The sequence below is a fragment of the Vibrio hepatarius genome (assembly GCF_018860525.1).
Lineage (GTDB): Bacteria > Pseudomonadota > Gammaproteobacteria > Enterobacterales > Vibrionaceae > Vibrio > Vibrio hepatarius_B.
Window position 1 is genome coordinate 1 of sequence record NZ_JAHKPM010000070.1, and the last position, 24,384, is coordinate 24,384.

Below are 24,384 nucleotides of genomic sequence, written 5' to 3' on the forward strand. Positions count from 1 at the left end.
GGCTCGGGGGAAACATAAATAACTGGCTAAAGGTTTGTACACAATTGGAGAAATTCCACGTCACTGCGGTAGGCAGCCAAGCACAGGCAATGATCGCCAAAATCGCTCTTAATAAGAAAAAGCTTCATTTATTCGCATTTGAATAGCAGTCACTCAAAGACTTTCCAGAAATAGATACCCACAGCTTGATGGCTGAAACAGTGTTTAAATAAACGCACTGATATTCAAAAAAAAGTTGGCTAAAATAAGCGACGAAGGAGCAAAAGCCAACTGTTATCTGTCCTTTTGAGTAACTTGTTATACGTTTTATCTGAAGGCCTGAAAGTCAGAAATTGATTCGATATTGTGGGGGCTTACACACTGATTCGTACCGTTAATATCCACAAGTGTTTGCGTATGAAACATAGATAAAGCGTGTGTATATTGCAACTCTCCACGCCTAGTCGATAGATCAATTACATAAAACTCATTTGCTGAATTACCAGTACATGTAGAAGTTCTAGTTTTATCTAATTTAACGTAAACAAAACCATTAGAATTTAGGTGTAACCTAGTTATCTTAGCTGATTGTATATTTGAAGCAAATGAGCTAGCAGCAAATAGTAATGCAGTTATTATAGAAATACTTTTAAACATAAATTTACCTATTATTCTCCGAAAACGTATAACATTATTAATAATAGGCTGGCTCGCTTTCCCGCCAGCCTAACTTACAATCAACCTACCATAACCCACTAAAAATTAAAGAATATATATCAAATTCTTATTTCTCCTTCACATAAAAACGAGCCACTGCTCCTGATAAAACAAGCCATTTTTCATACTCAAACTCCGTCTAACACCAATAAACTGTATAAAAATACAGTTCTAGGAGGTGAAAAAATGGTAAGCAAATTCATCGATGAAATCCGCAGGCACATGCGAATGCGAGGCTATAGTATCAAAACTGAAAAGGCCCATTTATACTGGATAAAATACTTCATTCGCTTTCATAAGCTAAAGCATCCTCAAGATATGGGGCCAACTGAGGTAACATCCTATCTGTCTTATCTTGCTAATGAGCAACACGTCGCTATCAACACTCAAAAAGTCGCGCTTAATGCGATTGCGTACCTTTACAACCAATTTTTACAGCGGCCGCTTGGTGACCTAGGTTTTACTTATGCTAAAAAGCAGCGCAAAGTTCCGAGCGTATTTACGCCAAATGAAGTCCAGCTTAAAGGTCACACACTTTGTCTAATTATGCTCGTTCATCCTTGGTAGATTCCATAACCACATGGGTTGTAATCATGGCAACATGGGGTAGCATTCCAAGGGTATCAGAGTGAAATGCCTTATAGCTTTTTAAATCTGCAGTTTCTACACGTAGTAAGTATTCAAATCCCCCCGTTACGTTATGACACTCCACAACTTCATGTGATAGAGAAATGGCATCTTCAAAATTTTTCTGTGCTTCACTTGTATGTTTAGCAAGGCCAACTGTAACGTATGCAACAAAGCCGCGACCAAGTGCTTTGTAATCAAGTACTACACGGTAGCCTTTAATAATTCCTTTACTCTCTAACTCTTGAACACGGCGTAAGCATGCAGATGCTGATAAGCCTATCTTTTGTGCCAACTCTGCATTCGTGATCCTTCCATTGCCAGTTAATTCTTGCAATATTCTGTCGTTATATATGTCCATACATCAATTTTATTGTTCTATTGGCCATTTAACAACAATATACGCAAGCACATTTCGTGTAAATCTATATATAGTAGATTCAACAATCATATGAATCATTCTTTACCCATTAAGGTCAACCGATGAATAATCTATCAGATGAAACAAAAAAACGATTTGTTGCAATTTTGAATAAAAAAATGGATGTCGGACGTACATTCAATGTTCTTGGCCACATTAGCGTTGGCTTATCGAACTTGCTGACGTCTGATGATGCGGTCTATGTGGACTATACAGATCAGGACAACAATCTACATCGTAGTGTATCTCATTACCCATTTATCGTTTTGAAAGCAGACAACTCAAATAAAATTAGAAAGTTGAGAAAAGAAGCTATTACCCGAGGAATTAAATTCACCGTTTTTACCAATACTATGATTGAAGGTGGTTCAATAGTACAGCAGTCCAAGACAAAGGAGACACCAGAATTAGAGCTGAATTACTTAGGGCTATGCCTATTTGGTGAAACAGAAGTAATTCGAGAGGTAACAAAGAAATTTAGCTTGTACAAATAAGCTAACTGATTGCATTGTGCTCCGCAATAATCATTCATAGCAACTTGGGCGTTAATTTAGCGGTATTTATGTATGTCTAATATATCAACCTAACCTTCGATATGAAGGAGCAACCTCAACATTTACTAATGTAGGTGAGCACTATCTATTGCAGAATTTGGTAATTGCTACCACCTTTTTCTTTGTATCCTTTCCTTGTGTTGGTGTTTGGTTATTGTTCGGTTCACTTCTTCGCCACTATCTCGAAAAACCAACGTACTTACGTTGGTTTAATATATCGATGTCATTATTATTGGTGTTATCAACGTTACCTGTTATTCGAAATATTTGGCAGCAATTTTAAGTTGTTAGTTTAGCGCAGTGAGTTTTCAGTTTATTACGACATCAGCTACAACGTTCCTCGTAGTTTTTGCTGTGCTTCAATCGCGCTAAATAGCGATTTGAAGTTACCTGCGCCAAAACCATCGTGATTGTTGCGTTGCATAAACTCGAAGAAAAGTGTCGGTCTACTTTCAACTGGTCGAGTAAATATCTGTAAGATAAATCCTTTGTCGTCATAGTCCACCACGATATCCAATTCTCGCATTGTATCAACACTGATGCCCAAATCTAAATCATTCTCAAATAAAGCAGATTGCAGTTCATCATAATAGGCACAAGGAACAGGTAAGACGTAACAACCTCGTGCTTTTAGTGACTTAACGGTTTGCTCTAGGTTGCCTACACAAATTGCGATATGTTGAATACCACCACAGCCATGAAAATCAACAAACTCTTGAGTTTGCGAGCGTCCATCAAATCGAGTAGATGGCTGATTCACTGGAATTTTTATTCGCTCATCAAAATCACTGACAACGATAGAGTTAAGCCCTGATGTACCTGTTTGCAAAAGCTTGTCATCAACAGACCAAAAGCGTCTAAAACTGAGTGAGTTTGTATAAAAATCAACGACCTCATTCATTTTTCCTTGTGGCTGGTTTGCCACAACATGATCAATCCGGCCCATAGGTACAGGAGGTAAACTTTCTGCAAAAGTATTCACTAAGTGAGGATCTATCGGCTGATAGCCCGGAAGAAACAAGCCCCGATATTGATCACGCTGTATAAAAGAGTGCACAGTATCACCATAAGCTAACACACTGGCAATGAGTACTTGACCATTATCATCTTCACTAAAAGTCGGTGGTTGGATAACCTCTGCACCACTCGCCTTTGCATGTTCAAACATTTTTTGTACATTTTCAACACAAAAAGCAACATCACGAACGGCGTCGCCATGTTTTTTAACAAAAGGGGCGATTATTTCATCGTTTGGATACAGTGGTGATTTAACGACTATATATGCTTGATCCCCCTGCAAAACATAAGCAGTAAAGTTTTTTTCACCCGTTTCTAATCCAGCATATGCAACGCACTTAAATCCTAAATGTGTCTCATAAAACATCTTTGCCTGAAACGCATTACTGACCCAAATTTCAATATGATGAAAATCAAAATACTCACCACACTTCGGCCTCTGTTCACTTTTGCTATATTTCACACCAGCATCGGATCCAACCAAGCTCGAAATATGGGATAACTCACTTTGCATAAAACACCTTTTTATCATTTAAATCAAATATTTAAAAACAAAGTGGCATGTTATTCTATTTTTAATTATTATTACAACCCCAAAATGAACTCAGTTGCAAAGTGGAATATTTGAGCCTCACTAGCTGGCCGAATAGTCCAAAGGATCCTCTCCTTCAACTCAATTTCATCTTAGATTTAAAAGTCTTTATTTCTTTCATTAAAGAATTTACCAGGACAGGCATTTAAGTTAGACCAAAATCCTGCACAAGCCAATAAACGACCTAAACACTTTTAGAAATGTAATCATCGCTACTATCAATTTTTTGATTACTGGGATATGACGGTTCTGTAAGCAAAGATCAAAGGTGCCTGTCCCAATAGCCACAATAGCCACCACCAATAAACCCTCTACAAATTAACCGGTTTAGGAGGTGGCTCGATTTTAAAGAATCATCACCGATTTACCTTGGTTTACTTGCCGATAACTGAGACACTTGTGCAGCAAATTACATTAGGCAAAATCATATGAAACTTTTAGTTCGCAATCTAACTCGTACAATTACCGAGCACGAAATTCGTGTTCTATTCTCAGCTCACGGCAAAGTGACAGAATGTAACTTGGTGCTAGACCAAGAAACTGGCTTATCTAAAGGATTCGCGTTTGTCGAAATGCCTGATGAAAAAGAAGCGCAAACCGCTATACAAAACTTGAATCTTTCAAGTGTCGCTAAAAGTACTATTCGAGTTAAGCGTGCTCAAAGTTAAACTCTAGCAGTAAGCCAAAGGGTCGAGGTGGTCATCCAAATCAAGTATCGTACTATTACTTCAATGGACACAGATTGTTGACCACTTCACCACCACCCTTCAACACTTGGCTCTTAGTCTGAATTAAGTCACTCAAAAATTCCGTAACCGCTCTAACTCTTCTTGAATGTAATAAATCAGTATGAACCGCTGACCAAATGGGTTGATCGCAACCCACATCGCTTTGTATGCAAACTAACTCTCTCTGTTGTCCAATAAAATGAGGAAGAATAGCCAAACCTATCCCAGCTTGAGCAGCACTGACTTGCGCAGATAAACTGGTTGTAGTCAATCGGCAAGGTCGACCGCGTAGAGTTCTTGTTAACCACTGAGCCGCAGGAAGGTGTTGCTGATGTTCAGACCAACCAATAAAATCATGGTTCTCCAGCTGGCCAGAGTTTTCATACCTTGGTTTACGCTGCAAATAACTTTTTGCAGCATAAAGTCCAAAGCCAAGCTTACCTAATCGCCGAATACTGATATTGCCACATTCTGGTCTAACCATCCTTATCGCCAAATCGGCATCGTGCTTGTGTAAATTAACCCTCGTTACGCTCGTAACTATTTCAATCGTTAAGTTGGGGTAAGCCTCAATAAAATCAGGTAACGCAGGGATAATAAAATCGTCGGCAAGTCCCTGCGCCGTTGCTAACCTAACATGCCCGCTAACAGTATTATCCTTAACACTGGCTGCAACACCAAATGCAAATCCGGCCTGTTCTAGTGTCTCTGCTTGGGAGATCAAATCAGCGCCTTCATCAGTCAAACGATAACCAAGTTGAGAGCGAGTAAATAACCGAATACCTAACGCACTCTCTAGCCTTTCCAGACGACGCGATGTGGTTGCAATGCCTGTTCCAAGAAGTTTTGAAGCTCCACTTAATGTCCCAGTTCTGGCAATGGCCAAAAATACTCTGGTGTCATCCCAATTTAACTGATTTCCAATATCGGAAAACTGATTGCTAATTTTAGCCATATTAATCTCCATTTTTGGAAATCATACTAGGAACACTCTCACCAACAAAGCAGGATAAAAATGAAAACACGTAAACTGGGCAAAACATTAGAAGTATCAGCTATCGGTTTAGGCTGTATGGGAATGAGCGAATTTTACGGACCACGCGATGACAAAAACTCCATGGAAGTACTTCACAAATCAGTGGAATTAGGTTGCACCTTACTTGATACCGCAGATACATATGGCAACCACCATAACGAACAGTTGATTGGTCAGTTTCTAAAACAAACCTCATACCCTGTTAAGGTAGCGACTAAATGCGGAATAGTCAGACGTCCGGGCGAATACCAAAGAAGCATAGATAATAGTCCAAGCTATATTAGAACCTCGTGTGAGCACTCACTTCAGCGTCTCGGCGTTGACTGTATCGACTTGTATTATATTCATCGCTTAGATCCTAATGCCTCAATAGAAACAACCATGCAGACCCTCTCTGAGCTTATCAATGAGGGAAAGATCGCAAACATAGGTCTATCGGAAGTCAGCGCTAATACATTAAGAAAAGCGCACGCGGTACATCCAGTAAGCGCCGTGCAGACAGAATATTCCCTGTGGACTAGAGATGTCGAAAAAGACGTTCTGCCAACATGTAAAGAATTAGATATTGGCTTTGTGCCTTATTCACCATTAGGACGAGGCTTTTTAACTGGACGCTTTAATAAAGAGGCCAACTTTGATAAAAACGATGCTCGCCAAGGCCTGCCCAGATTTTCTTCCGATAACCTAGAAGCAAACCGTCCTTTATCGTTTGCTGTCGAGCAAATTGCTCGTCGTCAATCCTGCTCTCCCGCTCAAGTGGCACTAGCATGGCTCCTAGCACAAGGTGACAATATAGTGCCCATTCCAGGCACCAAAAAAATCCATCACCTTATCGATAACTTCGGCGCGGCATCAATAAGCTTGCCTTCTGAAGAGTTGGTCTCTTTGGAAAGCATACTTACGGAATTTGAACCCGCAGGTGAGCGTTACACCTCTGAGGGAATGAAAGGGGTGAATGTATAAGCCTAATTTGATTGCGACTCAATGTTAGAGCTTATGTCCAAATTGAAGATCATAAAGCGGCTTTAAGCCGCTTATGATCTTTTGAAGTGATGGCTTCAGATTCCAAAAGTCGCTCCTTTCACCTCAATAAGCGAGTAACAATTGATATTAAAAGATTTAAAATCTATAAGTTACAAATTTGGTATTCAATGATTTTCCACAACCTTTTCACGATTAACCCCTTTAGGGACGTTCAGTAATACTCACACAATCAACGCACCTATGGTTTGTTTATAGGTACCTTAGGTCTCATACCAAAAAAGTCAGCCGGCTATCGGCATAGCGATATACCAGTATACGTTTCCGGCGATGAAGATTAACATTATGTGTCAGTTTCAGATATAAGGGCGAGATATCATTGAGGTAAGATACAGGCTATTTGAACCATTTTACCTTGTTCACAAAACCGGCAGACAAATACTGCCAAAAAACTACAAAGAACATTTGAGATAAGACGATCCTCAGCTCTGTTTGTACGTAAAACTTTTGTAACTAACTGCATTGGAAGTAAAAAATGGAGCGAATCAATTTAGTTTGGCTCAAAAGAGATCTCCGTCTTACCGACCACCCGCCGCTTAACCGCGCATTAAGCGGCGGGAGAAAAACTCTCATACTGTACATTTTTGAACCTGAGCTTTTGGACGATAAGCATTACTCTGAAAGGCATTGGCGTTTCGTCTGGCAGTCACTTCAAGATATCAATCAAACACTGAATTCACACGGCCATCGCGTTACCATTATGCAAGGAGAAGCTCTGGCGTGTTTTGAATCTATCGCTGTGGATTACAGTATTGATAGCGTATTTTCTCATCAAGAAATTGGCCTTAAAAAAACGTTCGAACGTGATATTAGGCTCGCTAACTGGTTTCAGTCACACCAAATTGAGTGGGTTGAAAGTCAGCAAGGTGCTGTGGTTCGCGGCGCCAAAAACAGAGACAAATGGGATGCCAAGTGGAATAGCACAATGAGAGCCCCAGTCGAGCCTGTAACTATCACCGCGAGCTCACCTATTTTGAATTACCAGTGTAGAGATAAGTTTATCTTCACACCGCCTAGTTCATGGCAAAGCGAAACCGAACCCTTTCAGCATGGTGGAAGCCGATATGCGCATCAAGTACTGAGCAGCTTTTTTAATCACCGCGGCAAAGATTACTTTAAAAATCTCTCCAGCCCCTTGAGTGCCCAGCATGCTTGCTCTCGCCTATCACCCTACCTTGCATGGGGCAATGTATCTTTACGAGAAGTGTACCAGGCACTGCTTGCACATTGGAACAACCCAGGTTGGCGCCGCAGTCTAAGCGCACTCAGCTCTCGGCTTCATTGGCACTGTCACTTCATACAAAAGTTCGAGTCAGAGAGTGAAATGGAACACAGGTGTATTAACCATGCGTATGAAGCATTGATTGAACAAAGCCCAAACGATAAGCGTTTACTAGAGGCGTGGAAAAGCGGGAATACAGGGTTACCCATGGTCGATGCATGCATGCGCAGCGTCACCCAAACAGGCTACCTCAACTTTCGCATGCGTTCCATGTTAGTGAGCGTTTTAACTCATCATTTCCATTGTGATTGGCGCTTGGGTGTCGCGCATTTAGCTCAGCAGTTTCTCGACTTCGAACCAGGTATTCATTATGCGCAGTTTCAGATGCAAGCTGGGGTGACTGGCATCAATACCATACGAATATACAATCCTACCAAACAGGCCCAAGAGCAGGATCCCACCGGAGAATTTATTCACCAATGGGTTCCAGAATTACAGCATGTACCGACACCTTTGCTGTTTGAACCATGGACGTTAGCTCCACTTGAAGCCGCCATGTATCAGTTACCTACAGACAGCCCTTACCTTAATCCTGTGATTGACCTAAAAGCAGAAGCACAAAAAGCCAGACAGCGTCTTTGGTCATGGAGAAGCCGATCCGATGTCAAAGCCGAAGGGCAACGCATTCTATCCAGACATGTTAGGGTAGATCGTTAATTCAGCGATCAAAATCACTGAGTCCAAATGCATCCCATGAGGAAGGTTCACCCTCTTTCGTCAGTGGATGCAACTTTTGATCAGGCTTTGCATAACTCAAGCGACCAACTCTCTGCGTGATGTGATAACTGTCTAAACCCGAGATAGTCAAAATATCGAGTGCTTCAATATCGACATACCCATCCGGCATCACGGCAGTATCAGAGATAAGTACATGTTGTATTTCACCGATTAGCAGCTCTGTGCCATTAATCGCCAAGGTTTGATGTTCTACTAAGTTCATCGCCAATTTCAGAGGACTTTCCATCACAAAGGGAGCATTAAATTCACTGATGTAGTATGGGGTAAGATTGGCTTTTTCAAACTCTGATTCTAGCTTGCCATATCTGGCCGATGTTTGGTGAGCAGAGGCAAGAAATTCATGTGTAACCGAGTTTATAGTGTAGCACTTAGTCGCTAAAATGTTTTCCAATGTATGACGTTCAACGCTACTTGGTCTTATGATCATTCCCATTAGAGGAGGCGTTGCTCCCAAGTGAAATGCAGAACTAACAATCGCTAAATTTTCGTTTCCATCCAGATCACATGTACCAATGAGGTTAGCACTTTTAAAGCCTGACAAGCTATTTATAAATCGGGCTCTCGTTTTCGGTTCCATCATAGCAATACTGTGTGAATCGTAATTCATTAAGCCGTTCCTTTACTACTTGTCACGTTTGGTTTGTGCTGACTTTATGTCACATTGATTGTCACAACGTGACGTACCAGTGAAAATATACGAAATGCGATAACGATTATTGGCAAAATATAAATAGAGCCTATCGGCTAATGGTTTAATCAATCGCCACCTTAAAGGGGCATACATCCAACCGCGCCCAAGTATATGCCAGGCTCTATAAGCAGCATCTAATCCGAGCCAAAGCTTGCCATTTTCATCAATAGCATGGAGTATCTTATCGGCTTCAGTCGGGTCGATATATGGATAGGTACTAAAAGCCTCGCTGTAAATATCTACAGTCGTTATCTGGCTATGAGTATCTTTGTGTCTGATGCTGCGCATTTCCTTTACGCACAAAGGGCAGGTTCCATCATAAAACAGCGTCAATTTATTCATGATTTTATTTTTCCTTTTTGTCCGATAATCTATACGCAGACCACATCATCTGGATCAGTAAACTATCTCCAAAATTACGATTTCAAGCACACACTACAGCATCAAATAGAATGGCTTAACAAGACCCTCAAGCTCAAAAATCTAATTCTCTTAATAATAGACTAACAAATGCTTTATTTTCCTACACTAGCGTAAGTCTACCTATACTGTAAACATACGAAAAATAAGCCTTAGAGTCGAGATAACGCCCAATGACAAAACTCACTACACATGTATTAGATACGATGAAAGGTTTGCCTGCGGCTGGGGTTAAAGTGGAGATCTATCGCCTAGAGGACGAGACATGGGAAAAACTTAACACCATGGAAACCAACCAAGATGGGCGAACCCAATCACCACTCCTGCAAGAGCATGACTACAAAATAGGCAAGTACCAGCTTATTTTTTATGTTGGTGGGTATTTTGCACAAAGCGAAGATCCCAGCTTTCTTGACGACATCGTTATTCGATTTGGGCTCAGTGAGCCACAATCACATATGCACGTACCCCTGCTGGTCTCTCCCTATGGTTTTTCTTCATACCGAGGAAGCTAAATTAGCTTTTGTTTATTAATTGTTAGATTTGTTTTGCTAATGTATTGATCTATAAGATACTCTACGCATTACTCTAGACTAATAGCTAAACTGTTTGATGAAACGAATCCACTGATACACCTCACTTTAAATCGACTATCAATCTTTTTTACCATTGTGCTAAGGAGCAAACATGCAAAAAAAGCAAAACAAGCAAAACAAGCAGGTTCATTTTGTCGATCGTGACGGTTTTAGATTAAAAATCATCGAACAGGGACAAGGTCTAAATTTACTCGTCATTGGCAGCACAGACTATTACCAGCGAACTATGCCAGAGATGATGTACGACCATTTTCGCTGCATTTTTATTGACCACAGAGGGTTTGCCGAGTGTAGTCGGGATATTACCCATGATGATGCATCGCTTGAGAAGATATCATCAGATACCGAAGCAATTTTGCAAAATCTGGGAATCGAAACAAGCTGGGTGCTAGGTCATTCCGGTCACGCCTATATGGCACTGAATTTTTGTCATCGTTACCCTAACAAAGTGCTGGGCTGTGCTATCGTAGGCGCTGCGCCTAGCCTTTCTGAAGAGATGCAGACACTGCAAATGGAAAATTGGCAAAACAATGCAAGCCCCAGTCGTAAATCTATCTTCGCAAAGAACTTCCCAAAACTCGAGCAAGATATCAAGCAAGAACCGCAACGTAAATTTGCTCATCTATGCTATAGGTCAGGTGCAATGCGATGGTTTGATGCCAACTATGACGAACGACCTCTGTGGCATGAAGTCAATATGCAAACTCAGATCCTCGACATCTTGTGGGGCGAAGTGTTTTCCAGCGTTGAAATAGGCCAATACGCCCAATCCTTACAGATTCCCATTTTGATTTTGGGAGGAGAGCAAGACTACAGCATTGCACCAATTTCGTCATGGTCAAAGATTGAGCCAAGTTTTAGGAATGTCCACATTGAAACGATTGCACATTGCGGGCATACGCCAATGCTAGAGCAACCAGAGGCGTTTACCCACTCAATGATCGGATTTATATTTAGATAAACTCCCGTTCCCAATAGCCACACCTAATGGTGTGACTTCCCAGCAGTCAAATTGTATTCCAATGCTGATGAGATAAGTTTTGGCTTTGACAATTGATTATCACGGTTCTCTCTCTGAGTAACAAAATCTTGTTGTGTCGTATGCTCACCCATTATCTGATTTTCGTGTTTTTCCTCTCCAATCGTCGTTTTATACACGAGTTCGCTGTCTTGATTTGGGTAATTATGACAAAGGTATACTGCCGTAGAATCTTTTAGCTCATAAATTTTGGAAAGGGACTCATACATTTTTTCAGCACTACCGCCGGGAAAATCTGTTCGGCCAGTTCCATGATGAAACAATGAATCACCAACAAAAATAGCATCGCCAATCTTAAAGGTTAAATCAGAAGCAGTATGCCCTGGGGTCTCAATCACCTCGAGATGTGAATGGCCAAAATCTAATTGCTCACTATCCATTAGAAAATGTTCAAAATGGTATAATTCTGATAAGCAAAGCTCATCTTTCCAACCAGCATAAACTTCTTTAACATGGTCAGAAATATAAATGGGCGCTCTGAATACTTTGCTAAGATGAAAACAACCAGACAAATGATCAGCATGAATATGCGTCTCTAAAATCGCAGTCACATGCAGGTGATGCTGTTCAATATAATCTACGATATTCTGGGCAGACTCAAAGCTAATTTTGCCATGATCCTCATCATAATCAGCCACTGGGTCGATAATAATAGATTCATTAGTGTCTGAATCAGCTACAACATAGCTGATGCTCCCCGATACTGGGTGAAAAAAATGCTGAATTGTCTGAGTGTCCATTAACTCCCCCTACTTATGCTTGTTCGTTTTATGAACAGACTAAGTGTTAGTTTAGTCATTAATGTGTTCTCATGTGAGAGACAGATGGTAATAATTTGTTTCAACCATCAATTTAAGCAGTGCTGACAAAGAGCTAAGGTGTGTTCTTTAGGTTAAACCAAACTCATTATTTCAATAAGTGTCATGTCTATAATTATGCGACCTTATCTACAACGCTAACTTAGTCCTCCATGAGTTATCTTAAAGCCATGCTAGCATACTAACTGACATGCAATTTTAATGATCGTCTCCAGCATAAATCCACATAGGCTCAGTTTTACCAGCTCGTTCGAAGCCAAGAGCCTTGTAAAACTCAACCGCTTCAAGATCTGAGGTTAACATTTGCTGGTGAACGTTTTTGTACTTAGATTGCATAACTTGCATTATCTTTCGCCCAACACCTAGACCCTGATAGTTAGGGTGGACAAGTAAATGTGGAAAATAAACAACAAGTGAACCATCGGATATTGCGTTACCTAGCCCAATTAACTCATTATTTACCCTTGCGGTAACTAAAGTGTCTGAATTCAATAATGCCGGTATCAACTTGTCGGGGCATTGTGCTGAAGACCATCCATTTTCTCGATACAAACTCACGACTTCTGACTCTTGTATTTCTTTACTGATTTGAACTAAAACTTCCATATACCCTCTATCTAAAACTCACACAAAATAATATTTTCATTAAAACTATCAGGATATTAATTTTAAACATAGAAGTAACTTGATATGGATAGTCGAAAAAGGCAGCATAATCTGAAATTAAACTGCCTTAGACCAAGATGTGTCTTAATCACAATCACATTTTAAAGAAGCTACTCAAACGTTTGAGCTCTTCACCAACTCGGGCAAGGTTGCGACTGGATTCAGAAGTTTGATCAGATGCGCTAGAAGTTTGATCTGCAACATCACTAATCGTATTCATACGTTGGCTGACATCTTCAGCCACTTTTCCTTGCTCATTAACTGCCTGAGCAATTTGAGCATTCATTTCGGTAATCGTGCTTACTTCGTTTGAAATGGATGACAAAGACTCTTTGACCTGCTCAGTTTGCTCTACCATACCGTCGACCTGCTTCTTACTTTTCACCATTTCTGCAACCGCAGATTCAGCGCCAGATTTGAGCACCTCTATCATTTTCTCGATTTCAACCGTAGATTCTTGAGTTTTTTGGGCAAGCGAGCGCACTTCATCAGCAACCACCGCAAAGCCTCGTCCATGCTCTCCCGCACGTGCAGCTTCTATCGCTGCATTTAGTGCTAACAAGTTAGTTTGATCTGAAATATTTTTAATTACATCTAGAATGGTGGCAATATTTTCACTATCACCCTTGACTCGTTGGATAACCTCTTGGGATTGACCAATCGCTACCGCGAGTTGACTCATCCCATCGACGGTGGTGCTAATGAGTTCATTACCTTTCACTGTTTGGGCGTTTGCAAGATTAGCGGCATCTGAGGTTGTATTCGCCTTTTGTGCAACTTCATGGGCTGATGAACTCATTTCAGTCATTGCTGTCGCAACCTGATCAATATCTTGTTTCTGCTTACCTACACCATCACTCGTTTTTGTCGTGAGTGATGACAAATCTTCAGACGAATCAGCGATACTTTCAATATTGGTTGAAAGGTTACCTATCATATCTCGAAGTTGCTCGGTCATAGCGGCAATAGCGCGCAAGAGCTCACCGATTTCATCACTTCGATTAACTTCAATAGTAATACCCAGGTCACCAGACGCAATGCGTTGACTAACCTTCACAGCACGCTTTAGTGGGGGCACTGTCATCTTAGTCATTAGTATTGAAACACCCACCCCAAGAAGAATTGCTACAAAAGCAATCAATAAGTTAGTCACTCTAAGGCTTTCTTCAAACTCTTCAAGCATTTCTTTGCCAATTTTTCGAGCCTCTGAGGTCAGGCTCTCGACTTCACGCGCCTCTGTTAACATTAACTTGTTTGTTTCAATGCTTTGCTCATTAACCTCAAGGTAGTTATCAAAGGCTTTCTGGTAAAGCAGTATCGCACTTTCTAGATCTTTGAGCTTAGGCGTATCCTCAGGGAAGCTTTTCATTAATAAATACATATCAGACAAAGTATCACGGACATCTTTTATCGCTTTTTCATCTCCAGACAAAATAAAATTTTTCTCTGCTCGCCTCGCTTCTAGCATCCATTTAATCATTCGATTTGCGTCATCAGCGATTCTAATTGATGTCAGAATATCTTCAGCTGGCGCGTTGAATTGAAAAAGTTGCTCAACTTCTTGTTTTTCAATTATCCGAATATTAGCCACAATTTCATCGACTTGACGTGCATACTTTCGCATATCTTCACCCGCTGACGCTTGCTGGCGCTTCTGAGATACGTATTGATCTAACGCTGTTTGGTAGGTATTTAAAGAGTCTACAACTTGGGTAAGTAAATCACCCACGGTCGGCTCACTGACCCTAGCTTGTATATCACTCGCAAGCCCATTACTCATAGAGATCAGCTTTTTTATTTCAGTGACGTAAGCTTCATCATTACGTAAGGCGAGATTTTTCTCGGCAATGCGTATTTCACTTGTATATTTAACAATTCGATTAAAATCATCAGCAATCTCAACTTCACTATTAAGACGAGATACCCCCACCATGCCATTTAAGGTAACCACTGCGGTCATAATCACAAGCATGCCAAAGGCACCAGCAAGCTTGAGACTCATTTTTAAATTATATAAAAATTGCATATAAACTCACCAGTTAGATTAAGGCTGTACTTAAGAGTGACGTACAATAAGCCTAGGATCTACATGCAACAATTCAAATTGGTCTAGTCACATTAATTGATGAAAATAAACAAATGTTTGTGAAGGGAAAAATCGGAGTGAAGTAAGGTTGAAAACAAGCTGAAAATACATTCTAATCTTACTTAGCTACGGGGTTTTAAGGTAGCGAAGAAGAAGCAAAACCATCGTTATCTGGGCCATTATTCCATCAAATACGCCCGTTTATTCGTTGTCGCAGTATGGTTAGAAATGGCGAAAAAGCGCCCCTTATTTACTTTACTTACACAACCATATCTGGAAAATTTTCAGACTTTCAAAACCAATATTAGCCTAGAAAAGTAAAAAAGGGACAACCATTAACTAAATAGGTAACGAAATCAGCTCAACGCCTAGAACGCCACTGACTCCCATCACGACTAATAAGGACACTTTAAATACCGTTTTGGACCAAGGTATATAGTTATCCTCACCAACCTTCTTGAAGGTTACTTTCATCCACATGAAGCATGCCAATGCGGTCACTGCCAAGTATTCATAACCAGCTTCACCAAGTACAAATAACGCTAGTGAAGTAACAGCAAAGGCTACAACATAAGCCTTCATATGACGGTGAGCTTTATCGATCCCTTGTTTCACTGGTAAAACTGGAATCCCCGCATCTCGGTAGTCTTGCATACGGAACATAGCAATGGCATATGAATGTGGCATTTGCCATAAGCAAAACATAATGAACAATAAGATTGCTTCTAAACTAATGTAATTTGTGACCGCCAAGTAGCCGACAAGTGGAGGAACAGCACCTGAAATACTACCCACTAAAGTACCGTAAACAGAAGTACGTTTATACCACATAGTGTAGAAAAAAACGTAGAATACGTAACCGAGTAAAACTACAACCGCAGATAAAGGATTGGCCATTTGAAATAAAATGGCAGTTCCACCAAGCAATAAAATCAGGGCATAGACAAAGGCAACATCAATATTAATGTTACCTTTGGCAAGATCTCTGTTTTGAGTGCGCTTCATCTTTTGATCAATATCTCGATCAAAAATGTTGTTTACTACACAACCTGACGCAATCACAAAACCCACGCCAGCGAGGGTTGCCAATAATAAAGCTACGCTAACGTCTTCTGTTTTTGCGGCAAGGAAGAACCCCGCCGCAACAGAAATCAGGTTGCCGAAAATGATGCCTGGCTTGGTAATAGACAAATAACTTTTCAGCATACTCCGACCTATAATTTCATGTTAACGGTCATGTTATAGATGATCCACACCGAACCTGCGATTAAGATCAATACAACAATGGCAGTAAACATCAGCGATACAAAATTCCAACGACCATCTTCAGTTTTTACTTCCATGTGCAGGAAGTATTTGAAGTGGACAAAGATCTGCACAATCGCACAACCAAACAATAATACATAGGTAGCCGTATCAGGAAGCGATTGGCTCCAGACAAAATAGAAAGGTATTACGGTCAAGATCAACGATGCAATGAAGCCTTTCACATAATCTGACGCGCCAGTTTCCAAGTGTTGAGCCATTACATTACCCCCAGCAAGTAAACGATAGTGAAGACACAAATCCATACAATATCGAGGAAGTGCCAGAACAGGCTTAAGCAGTTGAAGCGCATCGCCATATTATCGTTAAGACCTTTAGTTGATAGCTGGTGATAGCAAACGGCTAACCAGATAAGACCAAAGGTGACGTGAAGACCGTGTGTACCTACCAGAGTGAAGAAAGCAGACAAGAAAGCGCTCTTCTCTGGTCCATGACCTGCTGCGATCAAGTGGTGGAACTCATAAATTTCCATACCAATAAAGCCAAGGCCAAGCAGGAAAGTAACTTTTAACCAACGCTTGAGCCCCGCCACATCTTGGCGTTTCATCGCGATCATTCCAAAACCAAAAGTAATACTACTAAAGAGCAGTAACATGGTTTCTACGAACACAAATGGCAGCTCGAATATATCTTGTCCTGTTGGGCCGCTGATAGAACCACTTTGCAGTACTGCGTAGGTCGCGAACAACGTCGCAAACAATACACAGTCACTCATCAAGTAAACCCAAAAGCCAAACAGTTTGTTACCGCTTGTATCATGATGGTGATGATCATGCTGATCGTGAGATACAGGATTAGCTTGCATACGTCACCTCCAAATCATCCTTCTTATCATCGCTTTGCTGAGGTTGCTTTTTCGCTTCTTCAAGCTGAGCACGTCGCTCTGCTTCAATCGCCTTGATTTCATCAACCTCAACGTAGTAATCAACATCATCGTTATAACTATGTTGGATACAAGTAACAACGATACCAACAAGACTTGCTGCCGCTAACCACCAGATATACCAGATCATTGCAAAGCCAAAGACGAGTGCCCAAGCAGAAACATAAATTCCTGTTGGTGTATTCTTAGGCATATGGATACGCTCGTATTCAACTTCTTTCGTCGGATCAAACTCACCATTTTGCTTTTGATACCAGAACGCATCTAGTTCATCGCCTTTTGGTAGGTGAGCAAAGTTGTAAAATGGTGGTGGTGAAGACGTCGCCCACTCAAAGGTGCGTGCATCCCATGGATCTCCAGTGAGATCACGGTTTTGCTCTCGGTCACGAATACTCACATAAATTTGAATAAACTGACAAGCAACACCCATAGCAATCACTACAGTACCTGCAGCCGCTACAGCAAGCAGTGGGAAGAAATCTGGGTTAATATCTTGGCTCAAACGACGGGTCATACCCATAAATCCGAGCGCATATAGAGGTAGGAATGCCATTAGGAATCCTACTATCCACAGGTAGAAAGCTCTCTTGCCCCATGACTCATTCATCATGAAACCTGTCGCTTTGGGGAACCAATAAGTGATGGCTGCAAAACAACCAAACACAACACCACCAATAATCACATTATGGAAGTGAGCAATCAGGAATACCGAGTTGTGTAATACAAAGTCAGCACCAGGAACGGCCATCAATACGCCCGTCATTCCACCAACAGTGAAGGTAATAAGGAATCCAACCGTCCACATCATTGGTGTGGTAAAGCGAATACGACCTTTGTACATGGTGAATAGCCAGTTGAAAATCTTCACACCAGTAGGAATGGAGATAATCATAGTCGCGATGCCAAAGAAGGCATTAACATTCGCCCCCGAGCCCATGGTAAAGAAGTGATGCAACCAAACCACAAACGCCAAAATAGTAATCGCCACTGTTGCCCATACCAAAGAGGTATAACCGAATAACTTCTTACGACAGAAGGTCGACGTTACTTCTGAGAACACACCAAAAACAGGCAGAACCAATATGTATACTTCTGGATGACCCCAAGCCCAAATCAAGTTGACATACATCATTACGTTGCCACCAAGATCATTGGTAAAGAAGTGGAATCCTAAATATCTATCCAGAGTCAGAAGTGCAATGGTGACCGTCAGGATTGGGAACGAGATGATGATAAGGATATTAGCGCATAAGGAAGCCCAAGTGAACACAGGCATCTTCATGATTGGCATCGACGGTGCACGCATACGCAGTATCGTTGCGAAGAAGTTCACCCCTGTCAATGTGGTACCAACACCGGATATCTGTAGTGCCCAGATCCAATAATCGACCCCGACTCCTGGACTGGCCTCAATACCAGACAATGGCGGGTAGGCTAACCAACCTGTACGGCCAAATTCACCTAAGCCAAGTGACATATTAGTCAAAATGACACCGACTATAAATAGCCAGAAACTTAGGTTATTCAAGTAAGGGAAAGCCACATCACGAGCACCGATTTGCAGCGGTACAATAATATTCATCAAACCAATAACTAACGGCATGGCGACGAAAAAAATCATTATAACACCATGAGCAGTAAAAATCTGATCATAGTGATGAGGTGGTAAATAGCCTGCTTCTCCAGCAGAAGAAAGCAATTGCTGACTTCGCATCATAACTGCATCAGCAAAGCCACGAATTAGCATTACCATCGCTACAGCGATGTACATGAAGCCAAGCTTCTTATGGTCTACTGATGTAAACCATTCATTCCACAGGTACTGCCATTTCCCTGCTTTAGTTACCGCGACCACAACTGCTAAACCAACCAAAGCGACAAGCGCCAAGGTGATCACAATAATAGGTTCGTGGTAAGGAATTGAGTCTAGAGTTAATCTTCCAAACATTACGGTTATCCTTGGTTTTCAGGCAAACAGTTCATTGAACCAGGATGCTGTGTCACGACATCAGTAAATAGAAATGGCGGAACACTTGAGAATAGAGTGACGGGTTCTGCAACACTTGGTTCAGCAAGAGAGCGGAATTGCTCCCAGTCTTCAATTCTGTCTGGACTCGCCTTCACTTCTTGTACCCAATTAAGGAAGGCAGTACGATCAGGCAGTGCTGATGCAGTGAATTTCATCTGAGAAAAGCCTTCGCCACTAAAATTAGAAGCAATGCCTCTGTAGTCACCTTCATGGTTAGCAATCAAATTTAGCTTAGTTACCATACCTGGCATAGCGTAGATCTGCGAGCCTAAACGAGGGATAAAGAATGCATTCATAATGTTGTCAGAAGTAAGTCTAAACGTCACAGGTACATCTTTTGGAAAAGCAACATAATTGACAGTCGCAATATGCTCTTCAGGGTAGATAAACAACCATTTCCAATCCAGTGACACTACTTCAATCGTCATAGGCTTTACATCACTCTCAAGAGGCTTAGAAGGCTCCAGTTCGTGAGTTGAACGCCATGTAATAACGGCAAGAATAGCGATGATAATGATAGGAATAGTCCATACGACGACTTCTATCTTAGTCGAATGTGACCAGTCAGGCGCATACTCTTCGTCAGTATTGGTATCTCGGTATCGGTAAGCGAAATACACTGTCATCAGAATTACAGGTATGACGACAATTAGCATCAGCAAAAGAGCAGTAATAATCAGCTCTTTTTGTTGGACACCAATAGCGCCTTTGGGGTCAAGCAAAGCAGAATTGCACCCTGAGAGAAAAAGGATGGCCGTCGCCAAACTCCCCCTCGACAAGATGCGTTTATATCTTGAGGCTTCCATTAACTTTCTCGATGTTTGTCTGTATTCAGAGTTAAAACACTGAAAACCAGTTGTTATATTCATTAGAATGTTTATGTGTTGAGCGTGTAACATCGGCAGCAAAGCAGAAAGTAAACAAATCAACCGAACTTAAATAACCATGTTACTTATGCGGTTTATTTGTGACACTTTGAAATACCATATTACATGGAGCGCATTATGCTCATATCAAGATTGAAGCTCACCTATCGAATTCGAAAACTAACATTCCAAAAATGAAAATAAAATGATAAATATTAGTAAGAGTTATGCTAAATAATATAAATATCTTTTATTTACAATAACTAAGGGATAGGAAAGGTGTAAATAGACATATGAGTACTAGAGTAATTGTTGCAACGCTGGATAAAAATAAAGAGTGATTTAAATCACAAATATAAACTCCCATAGTATTTATATGGTATTTAATTGCACTTTATATTGCCTAACTAATATTCAACTAGAAAACATATATAGGATCTTTTTGCCCTAGACAAGTATTGCCTAGGACAAAAGGTAAACGCTGTAAGTGATATTTAACAACCATCACTTGGAGTTTTCATAATCAATACAACCAAGGGAAGGCATTACTTTATTCCATATTTGGCTAAAATTTTGTCGAAGGTTCCATTGGCTTTAATCTCGGCTAGTCCTTTGTTAAAGGCATCAATATATTTGCCATTATTTGAATTAGCCAAGCCCGACGTCACATGAAGAGGATTGACAGATAGAGCATTATTAGTGAAATCAAAATCAGCCACATTCATACCGGCTCCGGATAAAGTAGACTTTGCCACCAATTCATCTTCTAGAGTCAGATCTATACGTTTTGCTATCAACTTCTTCGCATTGGAAACTAAGTCGTTGGCTTCAGGTTTCTTAAAGTTACTTGCACCAAGAAAATCATCGCCATAACCGTAATTACGAATGATACCTACCGTTTTTCCCGATAAACTATCCATACCATTGTATTCAAAAGCATCACCTTTACGTTTGATAAACTTGAGTGAATTTTCAAGATAGGGTTCGCTGTAGTTGAGAAAAGCCGTTCTTTCGTTAGTAAACCATGTGGCGACCAATATATCAATTCTTCCATCTTTAACTTCGTTTAAAGCTCGGGTCCAAGGCATTATTTTAAAATCTACGTCATAACCCTGTGTTTTCATCGCTTCTGTTAAAATCTCAACCGAAACACCGGGACTACTGGTATCTTTCTGGACAAAGGGAGCCCATGGATCTTGGGCTGCCGTTATGGTTGCAGCAACACTCTGCACCGAAAAAAGGGCCGCAACGGCCAGCAATAAAACGTTTTTCATAACAGGTCCTCAATAACTATTTAACTTAAGTTCGGAATTTAGACATATGGCTTGCAATACTCTGGCTTAAGCTAAGCACTTCCTCTGTTGTTTGTGCATTTTGATCAGCACCTGACGCCACTTCATTAGTCGCTTCAGATGCTTCGACAATTGCTCGACTTATTTCCTCTACCGCCATTCTTTGTTCGTCAGTAGCTTGTGATATTTGACCACTACGATCCGAGATGACAGTGATCAAACTCTGAACTTCTCCGACAGAAGACTGGGATTCACTCACTCGCGTCGCTGTATCTTCCAATAAAGTTGCAATACGTGTTAACTCATCTTCAACTGATTTAGTTGCAGAGCCCAAGGCAGTAATATTTTTCTGTATTTGTTCGGTCGACTCACTTGTTTTAACAGCAAGGTTTCGAACCTCATCGGCAACGACGGCAAAACCGCGTCCCTGTTCACCAGCTCGTGCAGCCTCAATCGCTGCATTTAAAGCAAGTAAATTAGTTTGTTCTGAAATATCATTAATCACATTCAAAACGGTGGTGATCTTCTCACCTTCTTCAACCAAGATATGCATTTCCGCATTGACATGATTCATCTCTTCACGCATGTTGATAATGTCAGTGGCTGAGCTTTCAATTGCGTCGTTTACAGTGGAAGCAAGTCCAGTAGCAGTCTGAGCTTGGTCTGCAGTTTCTGATGCAGTGTCTGCTACAATAGCGACTGACTGATTTAACTCAGTCGCTGCTGCTGCAACGGTCGTTAACTGATGCTTCTGCGAATCTAGGCTGTCAGCATTTTTTCGCGCTGTTGCTCCGTTAGCCTGGGCTTTCTCACCGAGCGCTTCAGAAGATTCATTCACTTCTTTTACAATAACGCGCAGGGATTCTGTGAATATATTTATACCGTTTGTGATTGCATCAAACTCTCGGTACTTTGCCGGAGCCAACTTGTTGGTTAAGTCACCATCACCAGACGCAAGGTCTTTGATGACATCCGTCAATTGAGCAATTGGCCTTAAAACTGTAATAGACAAAGCAGCAATAATTACAATAGAAAGTATTAAATCAAGAATAACTAATTCGATAATACTGGTTCTCAATGAATCCGCCAGTTTGACATCCATTGCATGCGTGTCGAAGAAAACCACTACCTTACCGACAGTATTTTCTTCTCCATAATCAACAAAAGTAAGTTCCGAGGTCTGGCTTTGCTCCACCGGATAGGCTTCTTTATCAGTTACATCAATTAATTTTATCTCTTCACCTTCGACTTCCTGTGTCAAAAACAGTAGCTCACTGTCTTGAGCATCTATAAGTTGGATAGCCGAGATTTCGGGCAAATCCAATTCTGCCGACATTGCGACTTTAGCTGTGTCTAAATCAAAGTCCCACACTGCTTTGGGCAAACTGATAGACATGCGTTGGCTAGTTCGTTCAACATTTAATTTGAGCTCTTGATTCAAATTTCCCTTAAAGTTCTGATACTTGATAAAAGCAGACACCAGCAAAACCAACGTAAGCGCCACGATCACTTGAACGATAAATACTACCTTTAACCTTTTCAAAACTAGGCCCTCATGATTTTTCGCCAGTTACTAAAAAAGTAGTAACTGATTAATCAATTAGCAAATAAGATAATAAATGAGATTTAAATCACAATATATGCTATTGATAGCATTGTCATTTATATGAATTGTAAATTTCAAAAAGGTGAAGTGTTTACTAAATCATGCCTAAACTTACGTGTCAGCTGTAAAAATTTCATTCAAATAGCAATCAAATTCCTTTGCAGGAAAATAATATTTTACGTACCAAGTATCAGCGACACTACAAAAAGGTATTATAGGAACATACCTCACGCGTTTGTCCTTTTATGCTGATCTTTCTCTTCTCTTTATACTGCATCCCTAGTTTTTTAATAACAGAGCAGGACTGTCTATTCTCGACCAGATGTTGAACTTCCAATTCAGCAACATTGAGTTCACGTTTCGCGTAACTAATGAGTGCCTTTGCAGCTTCTAGCGTGATACCCTGCCCCCAGTGCTCGCACCCTATCCAGTAACCTAAGGTAGCGAGGTCACCTTTTATCGAAGGAAAACTTACGGCACCAACAATACTATCATTTCCCCTAATCGTGATAGCAAAGATAACTGCGCTTCGTTGTTCAAACTTCTCTGTATGACTCTTTATCCACTCAGATGCCATTTCTACTGTATATGGGTAAGGTATATTTGCGGTCATGTGTGAAACTAGTTGATTTCCAGCTAGTAGAGCCACTCGTTCGCTGTCTGATAAGCGAAAGGGCCTTAAAATAAGTCTTTGTGTCTCAATTACTGGCTGCATAATCCATCTCTAAAAGTAATTTACAGTGTAAAGTAATAGGCAAACAGATATTAAGTTGCCAAAAATACTAAGTTAGGTCTATTGTGATTCAAGTTCAAACATCAACGATTTTAAACTTTGGTTAATTTGCTGCTTTTGTTCTTTGCTCATTCCCTTCACCAGACTGTGTTGTACTTTCACATGTTCTTCAATAATTTTTTCGATCAATAAAAGCCCTTTTTCTGTAAGCTGAACAGGCACACTACGACGATCAGATTGGTTATGTTGCCTTGCAATCAGTCCTTTAGAAGTGAGCTTATCCAAACGATTAGTCATTGCTCCTGAAGTAAGCATCATCGAATCAATCAGCTCGGAAGGAGTTAGCCAGAACGGTTCACCACTGCGGCGCAAGGTCGCTAAAACATCAAACTCCCCTAGCGTCAAGTCATACTGCTTGTGAAGTTGAGCTACTCGCGTTTCCATTTTTTTGGCGATCCTGAGAAGCCTTCCCATAATAGCCATAGGTTCTGTATCTAACTCTGGCTTTTCTGTCGCCCATTGCGCAACTAACCGATCAATATCATCCATTAGTTCTTCCCTCCCCAAGCAGTCAATATGGATATCTTTATGTTAAGATACT

The 24,384-nt window shown here is 40.8% G+C and carries 23 protein-coding genes and 1 pseudogene; 7 read left to right on the forward strand and 17 right to left on the reverse strand.

Annotated elements, in window-relative coordinates; all coding sequences use genetic code 11:
- Positions 1-882 precede the first annotated feature (882 nt).
- Positions 883-1,218: pseudogene (locus KO511_RS21450) on the forward strand (site-specific integrase); the annotation flags it as partial.
- Positions 1,219-1,240: 22 nt separating this feature from the next.
- Here KO511_RS21450 and KO511_RS21455 read toward each other — a convergent pair.
- On the reverse strand, positions 1,241-1,684 hold the full coding sequence (locus KO511_RS21455; RefSeq protein ID WP_215989420.1) for an Lrp/AsnC family transcriptional regulator: 444 nt from the start codon (positions 1,682-1,684) through the stop codon (positions 1,241-1,243).
- A gap of 122 nt (positions 1,685-1,806) precedes the next feature.
- Here KO511_RS21455 and KO511_RS21460 point away from each other — a divergent pair, with 122 nt between their 5' ends.
- Entirely contained in the window at positions 1,807-2,238 is a 432-nt protein-coding gene (locus tag KO511_RS21460; RefSeq protein WP_215989421.1) for a DUF2000 domain-containing protein, read from the forward strand.
- A gap of 388 nt (positions 2,239-2,626) precedes the next feature.
- Here the strand turns inward: KO511_RS21460 and hppD are convergent, their stop codons facing one another.
- Positions 2,627-3,829, reverse strand: a complete 1,203-nt coding sequence (gene hppD / locus KO511_RS21465; RefSeq protein WP_215989422.1) for a 4-hydroxyphenylpyruvate dioxygenase — start codon at positions 3,827-3,829, stop codon at positions 2,627-2,629.
- A 506-nt stretch (positions 3,830-4,335) separates the two neighbouring features.
- Between hppD and KO511_RS21470 the strand changes: the two genes are divergently transcribed.
- Entirely contained in the window at positions 4,336-4,575 is a 240-nt protein-coding gene (locus tag KO511_RS21470; protein ID WP_215989423.1) for an RNA recognition motif domain-containing protein, read from the forward strand.
- Between the two features lie 55 nt (positions 4,576-4,630).
- Here the strand turns inward: KO511_RS21470 and KO511_RS21475 are convergent, their stop codons facing one another.
- On the reverse strand, positions 4,631-5,590 hold the full coding sequence (locus KO511_RS21475; RefSeq protein ID WP_215989424.1) for a LysR family transcriptional regulator: 960 nt from the start codon (positions 5,588-5,590) through the stop codon (positions 4,631-4,633).
- A 60-nt stretch (positions 5,591-5,650) separates the two neighbouring features.
- Here KO511_RS21475 and KO511_RS21480 point away from each other — a divergent pair, with 60 nt between their 5' ends.
- Positions 5,651-6,634 carry an aldo/keto reductase gene (locus tag KO511_RS21480; protein ID WP_215989425.1) on the forward strand — a complete coding sequence of 328 codons (984 nt, stop codon included), beginning with the start codon at positions 5,651-5,653 and terminating at the stop codon, positions 6,632-6,634.
- 553 nt (positions 6,635-7,187) lie between these two features.
- Positions 7,188-8,651 carry an FAD-binding domain-containing protein gene (locus tag KO511_RS21485; RefSeq protein ID WP_215989426.1) on the forward strand — a complete coding sequence of 488 codons (1,464 nt, stop codon included), beginning with the start codon at positions 7,188-7,190 and terminating at the stop codon, positions 8,649-8,651.
- A 1-nt stretch (position 8,652) separates the two neighbouring features.
- On the opposite strand, the gene KO511_RS21490 is transcribed toward KO511_RS21485, so the two are convergent.
- Both KO511_RS21490 and KO511_RS21495 read right to left on the reverse strand, forming a co-directional pair.
- Positions 8,653-9,339, reverse strand: a complete 687-nt coding sequence (locus KO511_RS21490) for a flavin reductase family protein (RefSeq protein WP_215989427.1) — start codon at positions 9,337-9,339, stop codon at positions 8,653-8,655.
- Between the two features lie 15 nt (positions 9,340-9,354).
- Positions 9,355-9,765, reverse strand: a complete 411-nt coding sequence (locus tag KO511_RS21495) for a thiol-disulfide oxidoreductase DCC family protein (RefSeq protein ID WP_215989428.1) — start codon at positions 9,763-9,765, stop codon at positions 9,355-9,357.
- Between the two features lie 251 nt (positions 9,766-10,016).
- On the opposite strand from KO511_RS21495, the gene uraH reads away from it, so the two are divergent.
- Positions 10,017-10,358: a hydroxyisourate hydrolase gene (uraH, locus tag KO511_RS21500; protein ID WP_215989429.1), complete on the forward strand. Its 342-nt coding sequence runs from the start codon at positions 10,017-10,019 to the stop codon at positions 10,356-10,358.
- A 172-nt stretch (positions 10,359-10,530) separates the two neighbouring features.
- Positions 10,531-11,400: an alpha/beta fold hydrolase gene (locus tag KO511_RS21505; protein WP_215989430.1), complete on the forward strand. Its 870-nt coding sequence runs from the start codon at positions 10,531-10,533 to the stop codon at positions 11,398-11,400.
- A 23-nt stretch (positions 11,401-11,423) separates the two neighbouring features.
- On the opposite strand, the gene KO511_RS21510 is transcribed toward KO511_RS21505, so the two are convergent.
- From KO511_RS21510 to KO511_RS21565, 12 genes are all read right to left on the reverse strand, one after another.
- On the reverse strand, positions 11,424-12,218 hold the full coding sequence (locus KO511_RS21510) for an MBL fold metallo-hydrolase (protein WP_215989431.1): 795 nt from the start codon (positions 12,216-12,218) through the stop codon (positions 11,424-11,426).
- A 276-nt stretch (positions 12,219-12,494) separates the two neighbouring features.
- A complete protein-coding gene (locus tag KO511_RS21515) occupies positions 12,495-12,902 on the reverse strand; it encodes a GNAT family N-acetyltransferase (RefSeq protein ID WP_215989432.1) in 408 nt (135 codons plus the stop codon).
- 154 nt (positions 12,903-13,056) lie between these two features.
- Positions 13,057-14,988: a HAMP domain-containing methyl-accepting chemotaxis protein gene (locus KO511_RS21520; RefSeq protein ID WP_215989433.1), complete on the reverse strand. Its 1,932-nt coding sequence runs from the start codon at positions 14,986-14,988 to the stop codon at positions 13,057-13,059.
- 399 nt (positions 14,989-15,387) lie between these two features.
- Positions 15,388-16,254, reverse strand: a complete 867-nt coding sequence (cyoE, locus tag KO511_RS21525) for a heme o synthase (protein WP_215989434.1) — start codon at positions 16,252-16,254, stop codon at positions 15,388-15,390.
- 8 nt (positions 16,255-16,262) lie between these two features.
- Positions 16,263-16,574 (reverse strand): cytochrome o ubiquinol oxidase subunit IV, encoded by a 312-nt coding sequence (gene cyoD, locus KO511_RS21530; protein ID WP_215989435.1) that lies wholly within the window; start codon positions 16,572-16,574, stop codon positions 16,263-16,265.
- A complete protein-coding gene (gene cyoC / locus KO511_RS21535) occupies positions 16,574-17,179 on the reverse strand; it encodes a cytochrome o ubiquinol oxidase subunit III (protein WP_215989436.1) in 606 nt (201 codons plus the stop codon). Before cyoC ends, cyoD begins: the two co-directional genes overlap by 1 nt.
- Positions 17,169-19,205: a cytochrome o ubiquinol oxidase subunit I gene (gene cyoB / locus KO511_RS21540; RefSeq protein WP_215989437.1), complete on the reverse strand. Its 2,037-nt coding sequence runs from the start codon at positions 19,203-19,205 to the stop codon at positions 17,169-17,171. Before cyoB ends, cyoC begins: the two co-directional genes overlap by 11 nt.
- 5 nt (positions 19,206-19,210) lie before the next feature.
- The gene (gene cyoA / locus KO511_RS21545; RefSeq protein WP_215989438.1) at positions 19,211-20,092 is read right to left on the reverse strand and encodes a ubiquinol oxidase subunit II; all 882 of its coding nucleotides are present in this window, start codon (positions 20,090-20,092) and stop codon (positions 19,211-19,213) included.
- A 605-nt stretch (positions 20,093-20,697) separates the two neighbouring features.
- Entirely contained in the window at positions 20,698-21,426 is a 729-nt protein-coding gene (locus KO511_RS21550; protein ID WP_215989439.1) for a transporter substrate-binding domain-containing protein, read from the reverse strand.
- A gap of 25 nt (positions 21,427-21,451) precedes the next feature.
- Positions 21,452-22,987, reverse strand: coding sequence for a methyl-accepting chemotaxis protein (locus KO511_RS21555; protein WP_215989440.1), 1,536 nt, complete (start codon positions 22,985-22,987; stop codon positions 21,452-21,454).
- A 262-nt stretch (positions 22,988-23,249) separates the two neighbouring features.
- Positions 23,250-23,765 (reverse strand): GNAT family N-acetyltransferase, encoded by a 516-nt coding sequence (locus KO511_RS21560; protein ID WP_215989441.1) that lies wholly within the window; start codon positions 23,763-23,765, stop codon positions 23,250-23,252.
- Positions 23,766-23,843: 78 nt separating this feature from the next.
- Positions 23,844-24,332, reverse strand: coding sequence for a MarR family winged helix-turn-helix transcriptional regulator (locus tag KO511_RS21565; RefSeq protein ID WP_125322210.1), 489 nt, complete (start codon positions 24,330-24,332; stop codon positions 23,844-23,846).
- Between the last annotated feature and the right edge of the window lie 52 nt (positions 24,333-24,384).

What these genes read in the sequence shown, in the direction of transcription:
- KO511_RS21480 (WP_215989425.1), top strand. Translation starts at nt 5,651, where the DNA reads ATGAAAACACGTAAACTGGGCAAAACATTAGAAGTATCAGCTATCGGT.
- KO511_RS21505 (WP_215989430.1), top strand. Translation starts at nt 10,531, where the DNA reads ATGCAAAAAAAGCAAAACAAGCAAAACAAGCAGGTTCATTTTGTCGAT.
- KO511_RS21490 (WP_215989427.1), bottom strand. Translation starts at nt 9,339, where the DNA reads ATGAATTACGATTCACACAGTATTGCTATGATGGAACCGAAAACGAGA.
- cyoE (WP_215989434.1), bottom strand. Translation starts at nt 16,254, where the DNA reads ATGCTGAAAAGTTATTTGTCTATTACCAAGCCAGGCATCATTTTCGGC.
- KO511_RS21565 (WP_125322210.1), bottom strand. Translation starts at nt 24,332, where the DNA reads ATGGATGATATTGATCGGTTAGTTGCGCAATGGGCGACAGAAAAGCCA.
- cyoC (WP_215989436.1), bottom strand. Translation starts at nt 17,179, where the DNA reads ATGCAAGCTAATCCTGTATCTCACGATCAGCATGATCATCACCATCAT.
- cyoA (WP_215989438.1), bottom strand. Translation starts at nt 20,092, where the DNA reads ATGGAAGCCTCAAGATATAAACGCATCTTGTCGAGGGGGAGTTTGGCG.
- KO511_RS21475 (WP_215989424.1), bottom strand. Translation starts at nt 5,590, where the DNA reads ATGGCTAAAATTAGCAATCAGTTTTCCGATATTGGAAATCAGTTAAAT.
- KO511_RS21460 (WP_215989421.1), top strand. Translation starts at nt 1,807, where the DNA reads ATGAATAATCTATCAGATGAAACAAAAAAACGATTTGTTGCAATTTTG.
- KO511_RS21510 (WP_215989431.1), bottom strand. Translation starts at nt 12,218, where the DNA reads ATGGACACTCAGACAATTCAGCATTTTTTTCACCCAGTATCGGGGAGC.
- KO511_RS21515 (WP_215989432.1), bottom strand. Translation starts at nt 12,902, where the DNA reads ATGGAAGTTTTAGTTCAAATCAGTAAAGAAATACAAGAGTCAGAAGTC.
- KO511_RS21560 (WP_215989441.1), bottom strand. Translation starts at nt 23,765, where the DNA reads ATGCAGCCAGTAATTGAGACACAAAGACTTATTTTAAGGCCCTTTCGC.
- hppD (WP_215989422.1), bottom strand. Translation starts at nt 3,829, where the DNA reads ATGCAAAGTGAGTTATCCCATATTTCGAGCTTGGTTGGATCCGATGCT.
- KO511_RS21550 (WP_215989439.1), bottom strand. Translation starts at nt 21,426, where the DNA reads ATGAAAAACGTTTTATTGCTGGCCGTTGCGGCCCTTTTTTCGGTGCAG.
- KO511_RS21485 (WP_215989426.1), top strand. Translation starts at nt 7,188, where the DNA reads ATGGAGCGAATCAATTTAGTTTGGCTCAAAAGAGATCTCCGTCTTACC.
- cyoD (WP_215989435.1), bottom strand. Translation starts at nt 16,574, where the DNA reads ATGGCTCAACACTTGGAAACTGGCGCGTCAGATTATGTGAAAGGCTTC.
- KO511_RS21455 (WP_215989420.1), bottom strand. Translation starts at nt 1,684, where the DNA reads ATGGACATATATAACGACAGAATATTGCAAGAATTAACTGGCAATGGA.
- KO511_RS21470 (WP_215989423.1), top strand. Translation starts at nt 4,336, where the DNA reads ATGAAACTTTTAGTTCGCAATCTAACTCGTACAATTACCGAGCACGAA.
- KO511_RS21520 (WP_215989433.1), bottom strand. Translation starts at nt 14,988, where the DNA reads ATGCAATTTTTATATAATTTAAAAATGAGTCTCAAGCTTGCTGGTGCC.
- KO511_RS21495 (WP_215989428.1), bottom strand. Translation starts at nt 9,765, where the DNA reads ATGAATAAATTGACGCTGTTTTATGATGGAACCTGCCCTTTGTGCGTA.
- uraH (WP_215989429.1), top strand. Translation starts at nt 10,017, where the DNA reads ATGACAAAACTCACTACACATGTATTAGATACGATGAAAGGTTTGCCT.
- cyoB (WP_215989437.1), bottom strand. Translation starts at nt 19,205, where the DNA reads ATGTTTGGAAGATTAACTCTAGACTCAATTCCTTACCACGAACCTATT.